This window comes from uncultured Microbacterium sp. (assembly GCF_945952435.1).
GTDB lineage: Bacteria > Actinomycetota > Actinomycetes > Actinomycetales > Microbacteriaceae > Microbacterium.
This window is the reverse complement of the sequence record NZ_CAMFHZ010000008.1, coordinates 48,894-63,127: the sequence shown is the minus strand read 5'-3', so window position 1 is coordinate 63,127 and position 14,234 is coordinate 48,894. Positions and strand designations below refer to the sequence as shown.

General features: G+C 71.1%; 14 protein-coding genes. 4 read left to right on the top strand and 10 right to left on the bottom strand.

Annotated features, from left to right (window positions below):
* Window positions 1–56 precede the first annotated feature (56 nt).
* The 4 genes from pgi to Q0P88_RS05980 all read right to left on the bottom strand — a co-directional run bounded on the left by pgi (window position 57) and on the right by Q0P88_RS05980 (window position 5,590).
* Complete coding sequence (gene pgi / locus Q0P88_RS05995) at window positions 57–1,739, bottom strand: glucose-6-phosphate isomerase (RefSeq protein ID WP_295012109.1); 1,683 nt, start codon at window positions 1,737–1,739, stop codon at window positions 57–59.
* Between the two features lie 111 nt (window positions 1,740–1,850).
* The gene (locus Q0P88_RS05990; protein WP_295012107.1) at window positions 1,851–2,234 is read right to left on the bottom strand and encodes a VOC family protein; all 384 of its coding nucleotides are present in this window, start codon (window positions 2,232–2,234) and stop codon (window positions 1,851–1,853) included.
* A gap of 114 nt (window positions 2,235–2,348) precedes the next feature.
* Complete coding sequence (locus Q0P88_RS05985) at window positions 2,349–3,917, bottom strand: Na+/H+ antiporter (RefSeq protein ID WP_295012105.1); 1,569 nt, start codon at window positions 3,915–3,917, stop codon at window positions 2,349–2,351.
* Between the two features lie 101 nt (window positions 3,918–4,018).
* Window positions 4,019–5,590: an amino acid permease gene (locus Q0P88_RS05980; protein ID WP_295012103.1), complete on the bottom strand. Its 1,572-nt coding sequence runs from the start codon at window positions 5,588–5,590 to the stop codon at window positions 4,019–4,021.
* A 165-nt stretch (window positions 5,591–5,755) separates the two neighbouring features.
* On the opposite strand from Q0P88_RS05980, the gene Q0P88_RS05975 reads away from it, so the two are divergent.
* The 4 genes from Q0P88_RS05975 to Q0P88_RS05960 are packed head-to-tail and all read left to right on the top strand — an operon-like array spanning window position 5,756 to window position 9,487.
* Window positions 5,756–7,153, top strand: a complete 1,398-nt coding sequence (locus Q0P88_RS05975) for a DUF2252 domain-containing protein (RefSeq protein WP_295012101.1) — start codon at window positions 5,756–5,758, stop codon at window positions 7,151–7,153.
* Window positions 7,150–8,079, top strand: a complete 930-nt coding sequence (locus Q0P88_RS05970; RefSeq protein WP_295012099.1) for an aldo/keto reductase family oxidoreductase — start codon at window positions 7,150–7,152, stop codon at window positions 8,077–8,079. The genes Q0P88_RS05975 and Q0P88_RS05970 overlap by 4 nt, the downstream gene beginning before the upstream one ends.
* Before the next feature lie 41 nt (window positions 8,080–8,120).
* On the top strand, window positions 8,121–8,501 hold the full coding sequence (locus tag Q0P88_RS05965) for a PLD nuclease N-terminal domain-containing protein (protein WP_295012097.1): 381 nt from the start codon (window positions 8,121–8,123) through the stop codon (window positions 8,499–8,501).
* Window positions 8,498–9,487 (top strand): epimerase, encoded by a 990-nt coding sequence (locus Q0P88_RS05960; protein WP_295012095.1) that lies wholly within the window; start codon window positions 8,498–8,500, stop codon window positions 9,485–9,487. Before Q0P88_RS05965 ends, Q0P88_RS05960 begins: the two co-directional genes overlap by 4 nt.
* A 230-nt stretch (window positions 9,488–9,717) precedes the next feature.
* Here the strand turns inward: Q0P88_RS05960 and Q0P88_RS05955 are convergent, their stop codons facing one another.
* The 6 genes from Q0P88_RS05955 to Q0P88_RS05930 form a co-directional block, all read right to left on the bottom strand.
* On the bottom strand, window positions 9,718–10,728 hold the full coding sequence (locus tag Q0P88_RS05955; RefSeq protein ID WP_295012093.1) for a hypothetical protein: 1,011 nt from the start codon (window positions 10,726–10,728) through the stop codon (window positions 9,718–9,720).
* Window positions 10,725–11,210 (bottom strand): hypothetical protein, encoded by a 486-nt coding sequence (locus Q0P88_RS05950; protein ID WP_295012091.1) that lies wholly within the window; start codon window positions 11,208–11,210, stop codon window positions 10,725–10,727. Before Q0P88_RS05950 ends, Q0P88_RS05955 begins: the two co-directional genes overlap by 4 nt.
* Window positions 11,211–11,238: 28 nt before the next feature.
* Entirely contained in the window at window positions 11,239–11,682 is a 444-nt protein-coding gene (locus Q0P88_RS05945) for a hypothetical protein (protein WP_295012089.1), read from the bottom strand.
* 50 nt (window positions 11,683–11,732) lie between these two features.
* Window positions 11,733–12,311: a hypothetical protein gene (locus tag Q0P88_RS05940; protein ID WP_295012087.1), complete on the bottom strand. Its 579-nt coding sequence runs from the start codon at window positions 12,309–12,311 to the stop codon at window positions 11,733–11,735.
* Window positions 12,312–12,531: 220 nt separating this feature from the next.
* Window positions 12,532–13,569, bottom strand: a complete 1,038-nt coding sequence (locus tag Q0P88_RS05935; RefSeq protein WP_295012085.1) for an epimerase — start codon at window positions 13,567–13,569, stop codon at window positions 12,532–12,534.
* Window positions 13,566–14,216 (bottom strand): DUF4166 domain-containing protein, encoded by a 651-nt coding sequence (locus tag Q0P88_RS05930; RefSeq protein ID WP_295012083.1) that lies wholly within the window; start codon window positions 14,214–14,216, stop codon window positions 13,566–13,568. Before Q0P88_RS05930 ends, Q0P88_RS05935 begins: the two co-directional genes overlap by 4 nt.
* Between the last annotated feature and the right edge of the window lie 18 nt (window positions 14,217–14,234).

The window sequence follows — 14,234 nt, the reverse complement described above, 5'->3', positions numbered from 1 at the left end:
CGCGGTCGGACCGGGGTCACCGGGCGACGGCCTGCCCGCCGCCCGACGAGCGCGACTCAGTGCCTGCGGTGCGCGTGGTAGTAGGCGAGCAGTTCACGCGTGGAGGGATCCTGCGCGGCGATCGCCTCGCGATCCCCCTCGACCGCGGGAGCGATCTGGAGCGCGAGCTGCTTGCCCAGCTCGACGCCCCACTGATCGAACGAGTTGATGCCCCAGACGGCACCCTGCGTGAAGGTGATGTGCTCGTACAGGGCGATGAGCTGCCCCAGCACCGCCGGAGTGAGGGCGGGGGCGAAGATCGACGTCGTCGGACGGTTGCCGGGGAAGGTGCGGGCGGCGACGAGCGGACCGGTCGTCCCCTCCGCCTCGACCTCCTCCGCGGTCTTGCCGAAGGCGAGCGCCTTGGTCTGCGCGAGGAAGTTCGCGAGGAACAGCGCGTGCACGTCGCGGCCGTCGTCGGTCAGCGGATAGGCCGGGTTGACGAAGGCGATGAAGTCGGCGGGGATCAGCCGGGTGCCCTGGTGGATCAGCTGGTAGAAGGCGTGCTGTCCGTTGGTGCCCGGCTCTCCCCAGAAGATCTCCCCGGTGTCGGTCGTCACGGGGGACCCGTCCCAGCGCACGGACTTGCCGTTCGACTCCATCGTGAGCTGCTGCAGGTAGGCGGGGAAGCGGCTCAGCTGCTGCGCGTAGGGGAGCACCGCGTGCGACTGGGCGCCGAGGAAGTTCGTGTACCAGACGTTGAGCAGACCCATCAGCACGGGCACGTTGCGCTCGAGCGGCGTCGTGCGCATGTGCTCGTCGACGGCGTGGAATCCCGACAGCAGCTCGCGGAAGGCGGCGGGGCCGAGGGCGATCGCGAGCGACAGACCGATCGCCGAGTCGACGGAGTAGCGGCCGCCCACCCAGTCCCAGAACCCGAAGGCGTTGACCGGGTCGATCCCGAACTCGGCGACCTTGTCGAGCGCGGTCGAGACCGCGACGAAGTGGTGCGCGACGGCGTCGGTGCGGGAGGCCTCGTCGCCCGAGATCGCCCCGGAAGCCTCGAGGCCCGTCCACAGCCAGTCGCGGGCGAGGCGTGCGTTGGTGAGGGTCTCGAGTGTCGTGAAGGTCTTCGAGGCGACGATGAAGAGCGTGGTCTCCGGGTCGAGGTCCGCGGTCTTCTGGGCGAGGTCGGTGGGGTCGATGTTCGACACGAACCGGGCCTGGATGCCCGCGTCGGCGTAGGGCTTGAGCGCCTCGTAGACCATGACGGGGCCCAGGTCGGATCCGCCGATGCCGATGTTGACGACGTGCGTCACGGCCTTGCCGGTGACGCCGCGCCACTCTCCGGAACGGACCCGGTCGGCGAAGGCGGAGAGCGCGTCGAGCACGCCGTGCACGTCGACGTCGATCGCCTGTCCGTCGACCACCAGCGCGGGCTCGGCGTCCGCGGGGCGACGCAGCGCCGTGTGCAGCACGGCCCTGTCCTCCGTGGTGTTGATGTGCGCGCCGGCGAGCATCGCCGCAAAACGCTCCGCGACCCCCGTCTGCTCCGCGAGGCGCACGAGCGCCGCACGCACCTCGGGCGTGACGAGGTTCTTCGACAGGTCGGCGTGGAGGTCGGCCAGATCGAACGTGAGGCTCTCCACGCGATCGGCGTCGCGGGCGAACCAGCCGCGCAGGTCGGGGGAGAACGCATCCCGGAGCGCGGTGAGCTCGGTCCAGGCCGGAGTGGAGGTGGGATCGATCGGGGAGGTCATGCCCCCACGCTAGCGCCGTGCGGCCGGACTCGCCCAGCCGCACGCGCCGCACACGCCGTCGCCGGGGGACCGCAGCGCGGGGGAGACAGCACGACGGCGGAGCGCCGCGCCTCAGCCCTGGGCGGCATAGTCCGGGAGCTCCTGCAGAGTCCAGCCGTTGCCGTCCGGGTCGGCGAACGTGACGAAGCGCCCCCAGCTCAGCTCCTCCACGCCGCGGGCCTCGACCCCGGCCGCCTGCAGCTGCGCGAGGGCACCGTCGGCGTCGGGGACGACGACCTGGATCGAGTCCTGCTGGCCCGGCCGCATGCCCTCGTGCCCCAGACCGGTTCCGAAGGCGATCGAGCACGCGGATCCGGGCGGGGTCATCTGCACGAACCGCAGCCCCTCCATCGGTGTCGAGTCGTGGTCGGCGTGGAAGCCGATCCGCTGATAGAACTCCTTCGCGCGATCGACGTCCGTGACGGGGACGAAGATGAGCTCGATCTTCCAGTCCATGAGGAACGCTCCTTCGGCGGACCATCCGCCTCGCTGCGAGGCTACGCCGGGGCACCGACATCGACGCCGACGGGACCCGGTCGGCGCACAAACCCTGCGCGAGCGGATGCGGCTCTACTCGATCGGACGCGGCGGGGCCAGGCGCAGCGCATCCCGATCGATCCGGGTCTGCAGCACCCGCAGCGTCGCGTCGCTGATCACCTTGCGGTCGCGCATGCCGATCAGCACCTCCCGCTTGTGCTCGAGCACCGCGAGACCGAGCTGCGCGTAGTCGCCGTCGGCCGCCCAGAGCGCCGGATCCGAGCCGTCCGCCGCCCGGTCGATCCGCTCCAGCCGCTCCCGGTACTCCGCGGCGATGCGATCGCGCACGCTCTCCGGGGCTCGGAGCCGCTCGGCGAGCGACGGCACCGCCCGGAGCGCGGCGAGCGTCGTGTCGCGCTGCGCCTCGGAGAGCTCATCCGTCAGCGCGGTGTCCGGCTCGAAGCGCGCCCAGCGGATCGCGGCGGGCAGCAGCATGCCCTGTACGACGAGCGTGAGGATCACCACGCCGGTGGCGACGAAGACGATCTCGTCGCGCCCAGGGATCCCGCTCGGCACGGCGAGGGCGACCGCGAGCGACACCGCGCCGCGGAAGCCCGCCGTCGTGGACACGACGCGGGCGCGATGCGGCAGCCGCCGGCTGCGCTGGGACGGGCGGCGATCGAGCAGCCGGAGCGACCAGGCGGTGAGCATCTGGAAGACGAAGCGGATCAGCAGGAGCGCGACCCAGGCGAGCACGCAGAAGAGCAGCAGCCCTGGCACCGCCTCCGACGGCACGGCGCGCACGGCCGACTGCGCCTCGATGCCGATGAGGACGAAGAGCGCACCGTTGAGGCCACGGGTCGCGAGGGTCCAGAACGAGTTCATCTGCTGCCGCGAGAGCGGGGTGCCCGCCCGGGGGCCCGTCCGACCGATGACGAGCCCGGCGACCACCACGGCGATGACCCCGGAGGCGTGCACCTGCTCGGCACCCAGGAACGCGGCGAACGGGATGAGCGCCATCGCCGTGTTCTTCGTGATCGCGTCGTCCAGCCTTCGGACCACGAACGTGCCGAGCAGGCCCGCGGCGAAACCGACCGCGCCTCCTCCCGCGTACGCGAGCACGACGAGCCCGGTGACCTGCCACCCGGTCACGGTCGCCGCGCTCGTCGCGACGGCGGTCGTGATCGTGAACAGGACCAGCGCGGTGCCGTCGTTGACGAGACTCTCCGCCCGCAGCTGCGTCGCGACCCGGTGCGGCAGCGCGCGGGCGAGGCCGCCGACCGCCGTCGCATCGGTCGGGGCGAGCGCGGCGCCGAGGACGAGGGCGGCGACGGCGCTCCAGCCCAGGGCCACCCCGGTCTCGGCGATCCCGAAGGCGGTGACGACCACGAGCAGGGTGCTGAGCAGCAGGATCACCCGCATGTCGCGGCGGACCTCCCGCAGCGGGATCGTCACGGCCTCCCAGAACAGCAGGGCCGGCAGGAACAGCACGAGCACCACCTCGGACGGGAGGTGGATCCCGCGCACCGCCGGGACGAACCCGCTCAGCACTCCCAGCAGCAGCTGCAGCAGCGGCGCCGGAATCCGCAGGAGCGGCGCGAGCCAGTTCGCGGCGACGACGAGCGCGCCGACCAGCACGATCACACCCAGAGGATCGATCATGGTCCACCTCCCACCGCACCGATCGCTCCAGTGTGGGCGACGCGGATGACGGCGGTGTTACGCGGGGGACGCGCGGAGGTTTCGGCCGAGCGGGACCGCGCTCAGTCGTCGTCGCGCAGCGCCTCCGTGGCCTGGCGATGCGGCAGCACGGGATGCAGCCCCGTGTATCCCTCGCGCTGCGCGGCGGCGGCGAGGATCCGCTTGCGCGCGGCGAACCAGCCCACGGCGAGCGCGGGCGCGATCACCACGAGCGACAGCAGCACCCAGCGGCCCGTCTCGGTGAAGCCCATCGTGACGAGCACGAACAGGAGGAAGGCCAGGGTGAGGTAGCCGGTGTAGGGCGCGCCGAACATGCGGAACGACGACCTCTCGAGCACGCCCTTCTTCGTGAGCGCGTGCAGGCGCAGCTGGCACAGGATGATCGTCGCCCATCCGCCGATGATGCCGAGCGCCGAGACCTCCAGCACGATCTCGAACGCCTGCGAGGGCACGACGGCGTTCAGCACCACGCCGGCCAGGGTGATGACGGCGGTGAGCAGGATCCCGCCGTAGGGCACGCCGTTGCGGCTCATCCGCGCGGTGAACCGCGGAGCGGATCCGTTCACCGACATCGAGCGGAGGATGCGTCCGGTCGAGTAGAGGCCTGCGTTGAGGCTCGACAGCGCGGCGGTGAGCACGACGAAGTTCATGATCGATCCGGCGACGGCCCCGGTCTGCGCGCCGCCGAGGTGCGAGAAGAACGTCACGAACGGGGACTCCCCGGCCTTGTACGTGCTGAACGGGAGCAGCAGCGACAGCAGCAGGATGGATCCGACGTAGAAGACCGCGATCCGGATCACGACGGTGTTGATCGCCCGGGGCATGACCTTCGCGGGCTCCGCGGTCTCGCCCGCGGCGGTGCCCACGAGCTCGATCGAGGCGTAGGCGAACACGACGCCGGAGATCGCGATGAGAGGGGCGAACACGCCCATCGGGAAGACGCCGCCGTGGTCGGCGATGATCGAGAACCCGGTCGGCCCGACGTCGGTCGAGCCCTGCAGGACGAGGATCACGGTCCCGATGACGAGGAACGCGACGAGTGCGACGACCTTGATCATCGCGAACCAGAACTCCATCTCGCCGAAGACCTTGACGCTGACGAGGTTGAGCGAGAGGACCACGACGAGCGCGACGAGCGCGATGAGCCACTGCGGGACCGCCTGCAGCGGCGGCCAGTAGTGCGCCCAGAACTTGACGTAGAGCGCCGCGGCGGTCACGTCGACGATGGAGGTCATCGCCCAGTTCAGGAAGTACAGCCAGCCGCTGACGAACGCGACTTTCTCGCCGTAGAACTCGCGGGCGTAGGAGACGAACGACCCCGACGAGGGGCGGTGCAGCACGAGCTCGCCGAGCGCGCGCAGGATGAGGAACGCGAAGAAGCCGCAGACCGCGTACACGAGGATGAGGGCCGGTCCGCTGGACGCCAGGCGTCCGCCCGCGCCCATGAACAGGCCCGTGCCGATCGCCCCGCCGATCGCGATCATCTGGATCTGACGAGGCTTGAGCGCCTTGTGGTAGCCGGCGTCCTCGCTGGAGAAGTCCTCGACCGCGGTCAACCGGTCTCCGGTCAGCTCGCGCTCGTTCTCGAGGGCGTCCTCGGGATCCACGGCGCGGCCGGGGGTCTGCTCGCTCATTGCGATGCCTTTCCTCTGGGCCGCCCCGGGTCGACAGCCGTTCTTCGATGCATCGGAGATCATCCCCCGGATGCGACGCGCAAGGCAACGTACGAAACGGCGTGGCGGCGTGCCGAGTCGACGCGATACCACCGGGAACCGGCCGCGGAAGGGACAATATGGGGCATGGTCGAGACCAACCTCGTCGGGCAGCCGATGCTGTCCCGTGCCGGAGGCATCGCCGCGGGACGCGCGGCCAGGCAGCGCACGCCGCGCACCGCTCTCGCGGAGATCGCGACGGACGCCAGGGATCCGCTCGGGATCCTCGCCCGGCAGGACGAGACGCGGCTGCAGGATCTCGTGCCGTTGCGCGCCGAGCGCATGGCGGCGGATCCGTTCGCGTTCTATCGCGGCACGGCGGCGATCATGGCGGCGGATCTGGCGCGCGCGCCGCACACCGGCATCCTCGTCCCCTCTTGCGGCGACGCGCACATCGGGAACTTCGGCTTCTTCGCCTCGCCGCAGCGCACGCTGCTGTTCGACCTCAACGACTTCGACGAGGCCGCCTGGACGCCCTGGGACTGGGATCTGAAGCGCCTCGTGGCGAGCGTCGTCATCGGGGCGCGCGAGACACGGGGCGCGGCGGTCGCCGACGACGCGGCCCGGCGCAGCGTCCTCGCCTACTGCCGCGCGCTGCAGGCCGCCGTCCACCGGGATCCGCTGCGTCGCTACTTCGCCCACTTCGACCCGGCCGCGGTGCTCGACGGCCTCGACGCCACCTCCCGGCAGGAGCTGCAGGCGGCGATCACGGCGGCGGAGAAGCGCACCGGCCGGCGCGCCGTGCGCAAGCTCACCGTCGCGGGCGACGACGGCCACCCCCGCTTCATCGAGCAGCCGCCGGTCATGACCCACGTCGGCGCCGACATCCACGCGATCGGGGACCACGCGTTCGGCCGGTATGCGGCGTCGGCGAACGTCGACATCCAGCTGCTGCTGCAGCAGTATCGCCTGCGGGACATCGCCCGGAGGGTCGTCGGCGTCGGGAGCGTGGGCACGCGCTGCTACCTCGCGATGCTGGGAACGCCGGACGCCGAGCCGATGATCCTCCAGGTCAAGGAAGCGGGGCGCAGCGTGCTGGCGGCGTACGGGGGGATCGCCCAGCCCGCCGAGATGCAGCGCCGGATCGCCGAGGGCGGGGAGGGGGCGCGGGTGGTCGCGATGCAGCGGGTGCTGCAGGCCTTCTCGGATCCGTTCCTCGGGCACATCCGCGGCGTGGAGCAGAGCTATTACGTGCGCCAGTTCCACGACATGAAGGGGGCGATCGACACGGACGTCGTCGAGGACGAGGGCTATCGTGAATACGCGGTCGCCTGCGCCATCACGCTCGCCCGCGCGCACGCGCAGGCCCCGTCTGCGGCGGAGGTCGCGGGGTACGCGGGAAAGGGCGTGCAGCTCGCGACGGTCCTCGTCGAGTGGGCCAACGCCTATGCCGACCTCGCCGCGGACGACTATCGCGCGTTCGTGCACCGGCCCGGAGCCGCGACGACCGCCCCCGACACCACCTCCGAGGAGAGCACCGCATGAAACAGGTGCGTTTCGCCGGGAGCACCGCGCCCGCGGTGATCGCCGGGATGATGCGCATCGAGGATCGCAGCGACGCGCAGATCCGAGCGCTGTACGACGCCGCGAGGGACAGCGGCGTCGACTTCTTCGACCACGCGGACATCTACGGCCGCGCGATGCACGGCTGCGAGGCGAGGTTCGCCGACGCGCTCGCGCTGTCGCCCGCCGAGCGCGACGAGATCACGCTGCAGACCAAGTGCGGCATCGTGCCGGACCAGGGCATGTTCGACTTCTCCTACGACCACATCCTGCGCGAGGTCGAGGGGTCGCTCGCGGCGCTGCGGACCGACCGCATCGACGTGCTCCTCCTGCACCGCCCCGACGCGCTCGTCGAGCCGGAGGAGGTCGCGAGGGCCTTCGACGAGCTGCACGCGAGCGGGAAGGTGCGCGCGTTCGGCGTCTCGAACCACACCCCGCGTCAGATCGATCTGCTGAGGACGGCGGTGACGCAGCCGCTCGTCGCGAACCAGCTGCAGCTCTCGATCGTGCACGCGCCGGTCATCGCGCAGCCGCTCGCCGCGAACATGGCCGCGCTGGAGCAGAGCGTGGGCCGCGACGGCGGAGGCATCGTCGAGTACTGCCGCATCGAGGGCATCACCGTCCAGGCGTGGTCGCCGTACCAGTCCGGCCTCTTCACCGGCGTGTTCCTGGACGACCCCGCCTACCCGGAGTTGAACGAGGCCCTCGCGCGCATCGCGGAGGCGCACGCGGTGACGCCGACCGCGATCGCCACCGCATGGATCACCCGTCACCCCGCGGGCATGCAGGTCGTGCTCGGCACGACGACGCCTTCGCGGGTGCGCGAGGCCGCGCGGGGGTCGGACGTCGCGCTCAGCCGCGCCGAATGGTACGAGTTGTTCCGTGCGGCAGGGCACACGCTGCCCTGAGCGACGTAGGTTCCGGGGCGCGTGTCTCTTAGGCTGTCGCCATGGCCGTCCTGTTCTCGATCCTGATGCTGGCGCTGCTGATCGGCGCGCTCGTCGACATCATCACGCGACGCGACGACCAGGTGAAGTACCTGCCGAAGGCCTTCTGGATCATCCTCGTCATCCTCATCCCGCTCGCGGGATCCCTCATCTGGTTCCTCGTGGGACGCGAGTACGACCGGGAGGGGATCCGCATGCCGCGCCCCGCGCGGGAACGCCGGACCCCGGATCCGGCTCCGGCGCCCGCCCGCCCCGCCGACAGCCGCAGCACCGAGCAGCAGATCGCCGACCTCGACCGCGAGATCGAGGAGTGGCGGCTGCGTGCGGAGATCGAGAAGCGACGCAAGGCGCAGGGCGGCGGGGAGAAGGGGGCGGAGGGATGAGCGCCGCGCAGGCACACCCTCGGGCCGTGATCGGCGGGGGAAGCGGGTACATCGGATCCGCGATCGGCCGGGCGCTGCGCGCCGACGGCTACGACGTGCGTACGATCGGACGGTCGGAGGCGGACGCGCACTGGGACGACCGCGCCGGGGTGCGTTCCCTGGTCGACGGCGCCGCGGTCGTCGTCGGGCTCGCCGGGCGGCGCATCGACTGCCGCTACACCGACCGCAACCGCGAGGAGATCCTGCGCTCCCGTCTGCGCACCACGCGGATCCTGCACGCGGCCATCGCGGAGGCGGACGCTCCGCCCCCGCTGTGGATCAACGGCAGCTCCGCGGGGGCGTACCGCTATGCGCTGGACGGTGCCCAGACGGAGGCGGATCCGCAGAGCGACGGCGGATTCCTGCCCGACGTGACGCGGGCCTGGGAACAGGAGCTGTTCGCCGGCGACCTGCCGGGCACCCGTCGGATCGCGCTGCGCACGACCCTCGTACTGGGGCGGCGCGCACCGGTCATGCGGTTGCTCCTGCGCCTCGCTCGCCTCGGGGCCGGCGGAGCGCAGTACGACGGCTGGTGGTTCCCGCACGGGCGCTATCGCGGCATCGGCGAGCACCCCACGCCCGCGCCGGAGCCCGACTACGTGCGCTCGCACGGGCGGCAGCGGTTCTCCTGGATCCACGAGGACGACTACGTGCAGGCCGTGCGCTTCCTCCGCGACCACGACGAGGTGAGCGGACCCGTGAACATGGCTTCTCCCGAGGCGGTGCCGAACATCGAGCTGATGCGCACGCTGCGCCGGGCGGTGGGCATGCCGATCGGACTGCCGGCACCCCGCTTCGTCCTGGAGCCGGGCATGGCGGTGCTGCGGGCCGAATCGCAGCTCGTGCTGAAGAGCAACTGGGTCGCGCCGGCGGTCCTCGCCGACGCCGGCTTCACGTTCCGCTACCCGGCCCTCGACGCGGCGGTCCGGGAGATCGTCGGGCGCTGACCCCGTCGTGAAGCACCTCTCCAGCCGGGGCGGATCCGGACGCGGAGCGGGAACAGCGACGCCCCGGGGCGAAGCCCGGGGCGTCGAGTTCTCACCCGCGCAGAGCCCCGGGGGGCAGGTGCTCTGCGTCGATGAGAACTCCCACGGGCCAAGCCACGTGGACTCCCTTGAGTCTAGCCACGGGAACCCCGAAGTCGCGGGCTCCGCGGTGGACATGTCGCGGACCGCCGTCACGCCCTCGTCGCGGTCGCCCGTCGGCCGGTCTTGCCGGCCGACCCGTGCAGGAGGCGCTCCGCGGTGTCCAGGGCCTCGGTCTCCGCAGCGGTGAGCTCCGGTCCCGTTCCGAACATCTGCCCATCGCGAAGCCGGATCACCGCCTCGTTGAGGGTACGGAACGCATCCGGGGTCGCGGTCTGCAGGTCCGCCTCGCGGACCACACGAGACGGCTTCCACCCCTCGTGCTCGCTGCGTGCCAGAGCGCCCTGCAGCGTGCGAAGCGTCCTCCCGAGTCGGCGACGACGGATCGATCCCTCGATGGCGGGCACGGACAGCCCGACGCTGAAGCCGAATGCGATGAGCACGAGGAGGACCCGGTAGATCGGATCGAGGGCCTCGACGCTCGTGTTTCCGAGGAACCGGGCGGTGTCGCGGAACACGCAAATGCCGATGTTCACGAGGCCCGCACCCCCGCCGACCAGGAGCGCCATGGCAGAGATCCGGATCGACAGCGCTCGGTGGCGTTCGGCGAGCATCGCCCCGACGACGACGGCGACGGCGCACGCGACACCGAAGTACAGCGTGTGGATGGTCGAGTAGACCAGGGTCGACACCTGCGTGTGCGCAGCGGGAATCAGCTCCGTCGTCGTCGGAAGCGGGGAGATGAGCAGGAACGCTGCCGTCTGCACGACCAGAGTCACGCCCAGCGATACGGTCACGATCGCACGGGCCTTCTTCGTCAGCAGTCCCACCGACCGGAGCATCAGGACCATCACGAAGTACGACGCCAGCGCCAGAAAGGTGTGCTGCGTGAGCGATGCGAAGTTCCGCCCGCCCAGCAGGTGGTCGACCGCGATGTAGACGGGCGGGAAGTTGGTGGTGAGGGCGAGCGCCGCGCACAGCGATGCGAGGAAGCCGACGGGACTGCGCCGGCCGACGGCCTTCAGGGGCGAGACGAGCCGGAATCCTGTGGACACGGTCAGAACCCAGAGGAACAGGAGCACGAGCGCGGCGAGCAGGATCATGAGAGGGCCGCGGTGTAGTCGTTGTCATGGCCGCCGCCGTGCGCCTCGCGGATGCGAAGGTCGGCGTAACGGGCGAACGCCTCGGCTGCCTGCTCCGCAGGTCGCCGGAAGTCGACGCTGTGCTGCCGGGCCGCGTCGAGAAGTTGCCCGGCCTCGGCGAAGGTTCTCGCGTGCGCGGGCGGATCGGCCCAGCCCAGGTGCGCGTACACGATGTGGCCGAACTCGTGTGCCCGCACCCAGGCGCGGTGGTGGGAGGAGGTGGGCGCCGATTCGAGGATCAGATGGCGATCGCCGAGGTCCATCCAGAGCGCGGCGGCGCCCCAGGTGCCGAGCATCGACATCTCCCGGATGTCGATGCTCTTGCCGGTGGCCTCGCTGACGTCCGCGAGGAGGGAGTCCATCGTCGGCCTCGACCGGGTGTTGATGAGCTCGAAAGCCTCGTGTGCGGCCCTCTCAGGGTGTCGAAGCGCGTAGTCGCCCATGGTGTGTCTCCTCGTCGGCGCCGCGTCGTCACAGATCCTGGCCGCGGCCGCGGCCGCGGCCGCGTTCGCGTTCGATGTCCCGCAGGACCTCGGCGATGGCGTCGAGGGCTTCCGGCGCGAGTCCGCCGAGTGCCCGAGCCGCATAGTCGTGCACTTTCGCCGCGCGCATCGCGACGACCTGATCCACGTCATCGGCCAGATTCTCCGGAATGTCGTCGGTGTAGAAATAGTCGGAAGGGACGTCGAGGAGATCGCTGAGCGCGGCGAGGAGCGCCCGATCGTTGGTCTGGATGTCGCTGCCCGCGAGAAAGTACGCCCAGCGCGCTCGCGAGATGTGCAGCCCCTGACCGGTGAGGAAGGCGCGCACCTCGGGGAACTGCACGGGGGCGCCGCGTCGAATCGCCGCCCGGTCCAAGGCGAGGCGGAGACGCTTCGACAGTTCGGCTGGCTTGGGCATGGGCCTGTCCATCATGAGGCTCCTCGGTCGCTGGTCGCCCTCAGCATCGCACAAGCGCACGGGCCTCATGAGGTGAGCGCGGATTCGAGGACGCGGTATGCGACGGCGAGTCCACATCCCAGGATCGTCCCGGCGACGAGCTGCGCGACGGAGTGCGCGCTCAGGGCCTTCCGCGCCCAGAGGACCGCGGCGAGCACGACGAGACCCCACGCGCCCCACCCGCCGAACAGCACGATCTGCATGGCGGCGAAGAAGGCCGCCAGCGTCGCATGCACGGACACCTTCCAGAACACGGTGATGAGTGTGACGACAACCAGCCCCCCGCCGGCGACGACGACGAGCGCGCGCAGGGGAGCGGGGGACCCCATGAGCCAGACCGCGCCCCCGCCCAGAACGAAGATGCCGAGAGTGCCCAGCAGGATCGGGGTGCGCTGACGGCGGTCTCGGACGAATCGATCGCTGACGCGGCCGGTACGGGCCAGCCAGACGGTGACTCCATAGGGAATCACCCCCATCGTCACGACGGCGGTGATCGTGGGAACGAGGCTTCGGCTGCTCCATCCGACCTCGAGAAGGAGGATCGTCAACAGCTGCGCCGGTCCTCCGATCTCGGAGGCGACCTCTGCCCAACGGCGCTTCGACATTCACCCTCCCGGTGTCCGGACTCCGCGACCGTCCGGGCCTCCCCGCTTCATCGACGCGGCGCGGGATCCGCTCCCCGCCGCGCGGGAGCAGGATCGCGGTGGGCGGCCAGGATGGGTCCTAGCCTCCCAGACTGCTAGGACCCACCGTGCCCCCCGGCGGCGGGTCGCTCTCCCGACAGAGCCGACCACTCGTCTAGGGGATCACTGGACATGTCCAATGTCAACTTCGCGGCGCGTCGCGGGGACGCAGGCGACGCGGTTGCCGGACGGTGACGCCCGTGCTCGTCCGGCGCGGTGCCGCGAAGGAGGCGCGGATCGCCTTCTCCAGATCCGGATGGCGGAACGCGTAGCCGGCCGCGAGCAGCTTCTCCGGGGCCACCCATCGGCTCTTGAGGATCAGTTCCGTCTCCGTGCGCAGGCCGATCGCGCCGAGCTCCAGCATCCAACGCGGGGACGGGACGCCGACCCGGACGCCGAGCACCCGGCGCACGATCGCCATGAGCGTGCGGTTGTCGCTCGCCCAGGGCGCGACGACGTTGACGGGGCCGTCGAGATCCGGGGTGCGCTCGAGGAAGTCGACGACTCCGCACACGTCGTCGATGTGCACCCAGCTGAAGCGCTGCCGTCCGCCCCGCGCGCCGCGGGTGTGCGCGGTGCCTGCCGCACGGCGGGCAGGGCTCGCGGGCCATCGTCCGTCGTACTGGGTGCCGCCGAGCCCGATTCGGGCGAGTGTGCGCAGGGTGGCGAGCACCCCGCCGTCGCCCAGTACGATCGCCGTGCGCAGGGCCACGCGCCGCGTGGCCGGAAGGTCGCCGCGGAAGAGCTCGCGTTCCCACGCCTTCGCGACCTCGACGGAGAAGCCGTGGCCCCGCTCGCCCGTCGACTCGGTCTGGGGGCGATCCTCCGCGTGGCGGTAGATCGTGGCGGTCGAGGCGTTGAGCCAGACCGGGGGAGGTGCGTCCGCGCGCTCGATCGCCGTGCGCAGCGCGATCGTCGTGTCCTGCCGGGAGCGGAGGATCTCCGCCCGGTTCTCGGGCGTGTACCGGCAGTTCACGCTCTTCCCGGCGAGGCCGACCACGAGCGCCGCCCCGTCCACGGCGGCGTCGATCCCGGCCTGATCCTCCCAGATGAGGTCGGCGCCCCGACGCGAGATCGTCACGACCTCCCTGCCCCGCGCCCGCCAGTGGCGGTCCAGCGCGGCTCCGAGGAAGCCCGTGGATCCGCCCAGCACCACCCTGCCCTCGTCGGCGTTGCTCATGGGCTCTCCTCCTCCGCTGTGCGGATCTCGTAGGCGAACGTCCCCGCATACGCGTAGATGCGACCGAGGAGCGGCATGTCGACGGTCAGAGCGACCCGCTGCCGGTCGGTCCCGACATCGTCGCTCTCCGTGAGGCGGATCCGCGGTGCCAGGAGCTGCGGCAGCCGCAGACGGAGCTGGGGTGAGATACGGATGCCCACCCGGGTGGAGCGCAGCACGAGCGCGCCGTGCTCGACGTCGACCGCGAAGACGGCGACGAGGATCCCCGACCGCCCGATCCGATCCCTTACCCTGCTCCCCGGCAGGGGCGAGACGACGTCGTGCATGACCCAGGTGCGATCCGGGAGGTGGAAGGTGCGGGTCGCACGGATCAGGCCGTCGCCGCCCCGGTTGCGGACGGAGAACGCGATGTTGCGGGCCGAATCCGCGCAGACCGCGCCGTCCTGGTCCGCTCGTCGGAACAGGGGGGCGAGCACTCGTCTGCGGATCCTTCCGGGCGTGCCGAGGTGCGAGAGCTCGCCGCGTCCGATACCGACGGCGCCCTCCGGGAGAGGGGAGAAGTAGGCGCGCACACGCGGAGGGAGCTCGTCGATGCGTCGCCCCAACGCCACCGCGTAGGGCGAGGTCGACGAGCGAGGTGAGGTCATGACCTCACATTATCGAAC

What these genes read in the sequence shown, in the direction of transcription:
- Q0P88_RS05965 (WP_295012097.1), top strand. Translation starts at nt 8,121, where the DNA reads ATGGCCGTCCTGTTCTCGATCCTGATGCTGGCGCTGCTGATCGGCGCG.
- Q0P88_RS05985 (WP_295012105.1), bottom strand. Translation starts at nt 3,917, where the DNA reads ATGATCGATCCTCTGGGTGTGATCGTGCTGGTCGGCGCGCTCGTCGTC.
- Q0P88_RS05940 (WP_295012087.1), bottom strand. Translation starts at nt 12,311, where the DNA reads ATGTCGAAGCGCCGTTGGGCAGAGGTCGCCTCCGAGATCGGAGGACCG.
- Q0P88_RS05960 (WP_295012095.1), top strand. Translation starts at nt 8,498, where the DNA reads ATGAGCGCCGCGCAGGCACACCCTCGGGCCGTGATCGGCGGGGGAAGC.
- Q0P88_RS05950 (WP_295012091.1), bottom strand. Translation starts at nt 11,210, where the DNA reads ATGGGCGACTACGCGCTTCGACACCCTGAGAGGGCCGCACACGAGGCT.
- Q0P88_RS05935 (WP_295012085.1), bottom strand. Translation starts at nt 13,569, where the DNA reads ATGAGCAACGCCGACGAGGGCAGGGTGGTGCTGGGCGGATCCACGGGC.
- Q0P88_RS05980 (WP_295012103.1), bottom strand. Translation starts at nt 5,590, where the DNA reads ATGAGCGAGCAGACCCCCGGCCGCGCCGTGGATCCCGAGGACGCCCTC.
- Q0P88_RS05990 (WP_295012107.1), bottom strand. Translation starts at nt 2,234, where the DNA reads ATGGACTGGAAGATCGAGCTCATCTTCGTCCCCGTCACGGACGTCGAT.
- Q0P88_RS05955 (WP_295012093.1), bottom strand. Translation starts at nt 10,728, where the DNA reads ATGATCCTGCTCGCCGCGCTCGTGCTCCTGTTCCTCTGGGTTCTGACC.
- Q0P88_RS05975 (WP_295012101.1), top strand. Translation starts at nt 5,756, where the DNA reads ATGGTCGAGACCAACCTCGTCGGGCAGCCGATGCTGTCCCGTGCCGGA.
- Q0P88_RS05945 (WP_295012089.1), bottom strand. Translation starts at nt 11,682, where the DNA reads ATGATGGACAGGCCCATGCCCAAGCCAGCCGAACTGTCGAAGCGTCTC.
- pgi (WP_295012109.1), bottom strand. Translation starts at nt 1,739, where the DNA reads ATGACCTCCCCGATCGATCCCACCTCCACTCCGGCCTGGACCGAGCTC.
- Q0P88_RS05970 (WP_295012099.1), top strand. Translation starts at nt 7,150, where the DNA reads ATGAAACAGGTGCGTTTCGCCGGGAGCACCGCGCCCGCGGTGATCGCC.
- Q0P88_RS05930 (WP_295012083.1), bottom strand. Translation starts at nt 14,216, where the DNA reads ATGACCTCACCTCGCTCGTCGACCTCGCCCTACGCGGTGGCGTTGGGG.